This is a genomic window from Dialister sp., assembly GCF_036343215.1.
Classification (GTDB): Bacteria; Bacillota; Negativicutes; order Veillonellales; family Dialisteraceae; genus Dialister.
In genome coordinates this window covers 1-2570 of sequence record NZ_JAZASU010000163.1, presented here as the reverse complement: position 1 = coordinate 2570, position 2570 = coordinate 1, and the positions used below count along the sequence as shown (strand labels likewise).

Annotated in this window: 3 protein-coding genes; all 3 read right to left on the bottom strand. The window is 50.8% G+C overall.

Annotated elements, in window-relative coordinates; all coding sequences use genetic code 11:
* Positions 1-207: 207 nt before the first annotated feature.
* Positions 208-495 (bottom strand): Txe/YoeB family addiction module toxin, encoded by a 288-nt coding sequence (locus VZT47_RS10035; protein ID WP_330224823.1) that lies wholly within the window; start codon positions 493-495, stop codon positions 208-210.
* Complete coding sequence (locus VZT47_RS10030) at positions 495-746, bottom strand: type II toxin-antitoxin system Phd/YefM family antitoxin (RefSeq protein WP_330224822.1); 252 nt, start codon at positions 744-746, stop codon at positions 495-497. Before VZT47_RS10030 ends, VZT47_RS10035 begins: the two co-directional genes overlap by 1 nt.
* A 1142-nt stretch (positions 747-1888) precedes the next feature.
* Positions 1889-2287, bottom strand: a complete 399-nt coding sequence (locus tag VZT47_RS10025) for a type II toxin-antitoxin system HicB family antitoxin (protein ID WP_330224821.1) — start codon at positions 2285-2287, stop codon at positions 1889-1891.
* Between the last annotated feature and the right edge of the window lie 283 nt (positions 2288-2570).

Below are 2570 nucleotides of genomic sequence, written 5' to 3'. Positions count from 1 at the left end.
GGGAATTTGCCGAAGGCCAATGCTGCACTCGGAACTCGGAACTTCCATGCGGGTTATTTTCCTCCCCCCTCAGTCTGCTTCGCAGCCAGCTCCCCCAGGGGGGAGCCTGACCAAAAGTCGGCGAAGCCGCCAGCTCCTTCAAGAAGCCTCATTATCCGGCAGGCAATCGATTCCAATAAAAAATCCACAGTCTCTTTGGACCGTGGATTATTCATAGTGTGTCCACATGCGTATGATTTTGACAGTACCCTCATACCGGATTCCCTTATATTCACAGGGTTCCCGGAAGACCTGATACACCAGACGATGCTGCAGATTGATTCGTCTGGAGAAATAGCCCTGAAGATTACCAACCAGTCCCTCATATCGGGGCGGCACGCGAAATGGATCCTCCCGAAGGATTTCCACCAGCTTCCTGGCCTTTCCATCCAGATGGGATGACTTCAGGTGGGAAATATCCTTCACTGCCTGCTTCGTATAGACGATATGAAACATTACCAGTCGACCTCTTCCTCAGGAATACAATCCTCAATGGGCGTCTCCCCGCCTTCACGGATAGAATCCACCATACCCGGGACACTGGCCAGGTACAAAGTTTCCTGAATGGCCTTCCAATCATCCTCAGAAATCAGCACTCCATTCTTTCCCTTCGTATTCGTAATCGTTACAGGCTCGGAATTCTCATTTACCTCATTCAGCAGCTGATAAATATTCTGCCTTGCCTTCGTTACACTGATAGCCGTCATAAGAATCACCTCCTGAGTTCAGTATAACGTACGCAGTTACGTACGTCAATATTTTTTGCTCGCATATAAGTTCCCAGTTACCAGATTTCCATCCGCCTGCGGCCTTCCATCCCTCCCCCCTCAGTCGCCTTCCGCCAGCTCCCCCAGGGGGGAACCTTTTCGCTATAGACACAAACGTAAGCCACGACCGTAGACAGGCTCTCCCTGGGGAACACCGCGAAGCGGTGAGAGGGGAGCGACGGGAATTTGCCGAAGGCCAATGCTGCACTCGGAACTCGGAACTTCCATGCGGGTTATTTTCCTCCCCCCTCAGTCTGCTTCGCAGCCAGCTCCCCCAAGGGGGAGCCTTTTCGCTATTGACCATAAAGCAAGCCCTGCCCGGCGTCAGGCCCTCCTCGATAGGAGGGCTCCACGATAGCGGTGGGAGGGAACATGTCGAAACGGTATTCATCTCTGTCGACAAAAATCCATCAGCATACTAGCCCTGCCAATTGACTCAAACGTAAGCCACGACCGTAGGCAGGCTCTCCCTGGGGAGAGCTCCGCGACAGCGGTGAGAGGGGACTTAAGAAAGTGTGCTAAACGGTCAACATCTCAACTCGACGCTAATGATACTCTCGTCGAATTCCTCCCCCCTCAGTCTGCTATCGCAGACAGCTCCCCCAAGGGGGAGCCTTTTCCTTCAGTGGCACATATGAGGCTAACTGACGAAACATACCTGGGACAAAAGACACAAACGGTAAAACGCAGGCTCTCCCTTGGGAACACCGCGAAGCGGTGAGAGGGGAGTAACGGGAATTTGCCGAAGGCCAATGCTGCACTCGGAACTCGGAACTTCCATGCGGGTTATTTTCCTCCCCCCTCAGTCTGCTACGCAGCCAGCTCCCCCAAGGGGGAGCCTTTTCATTATTGACTCATACGTCAGCCATGCCCGGCGGCAGGCTCTCCCTCGGGAGAGCTCCGCGATAGCGGTGAGAGGGGAGCGACGGGAAATTGCCGAAGGCCAATGCTGCACTCGGAACTCGGAACTTCTATGCAAGTCATTTCGCCCCCTCAGTCCGCTTCGCAGCCAGCTCCCTAAAGGGAGAGCCTGACCATCCTTGTTTCCAATCAAAAACCCGGAGAAGATTCTCCGGACTTTTTCATCCATGTTTCACATTGAGTTCATTCATCAGCGCATTCTGAAGGAGATTGGAGAAATTCACATTTCTCTCTTTAGCCAGGGTATCCAGCCACCGGGGAATGGTCAGTGTCTTTTTCACCGCTCTGGTATCGTTATGTTTCCGATACTCCAGCGTATCAGCCCGGATGAGGGAAATAAAAGACCTCTTTGGCACGGAAATAGATTCAGAATCTGATGGAACAGGAATGGAATCCCCATTCTCCTCTGCGTCCCAGAGCCACAGATTCAGAGCATCTTCAGCCAAATCAAATGCTTCTGCCAAAGATTCTCCCTCACTATGGACATGGGGAAAATCCGGAAATGAAATCAGGAAATGACCGTCGTCTTCAGTAAACACAGCGGGATAGATGTATTTCATAAGAACCTCCTCGATTTATATCTATGATATTAGCACGTATTTATACGTATGTAAATCATACGTATAAGTTCCCAGTTTCCAGTCTTTCCACCTTCCATCCCTCCCCCCTCAGTCTGCTTCGCAGCCAGCTCCCCCAGGGGGGATAATGGCACACACTTAAGGATTTACTCCTAAAAACAGACAATTACATAACCCTATTTTAGCGTATCCAGCAGGATACGCTTTTTAATTTATTAATTTTAAATTTTAATGCGCGGAAAGCTTGACACAATGGAAAAAATAT

What these genes read in the sequence shown, in the direction of transcription:
- VZT47_RS10035 (WP_330224823.1), bottom strand. Translation starts at nt 495, where the DNA reads ATGTTTCATATCGTCTATACGAAGCAGGCAGTGAAGGATATTTCCCAC.
- VZT47_RS10025 (WP_330224821.1), bottom strand. Translation starts at nt 2,287, where the DNA reads ATGAAATACATCTATCCCGCTGTGTTTACTGAAGACGACGGTCATTTC.
- VZT47_RS10030 (WP_330224822.1), bottom strand. Translation starts at nt 746, where the DNA reads ATGACGGCTATCAGTGTAACGAAGGCAAGGCAGAATATTTATCAGCTG.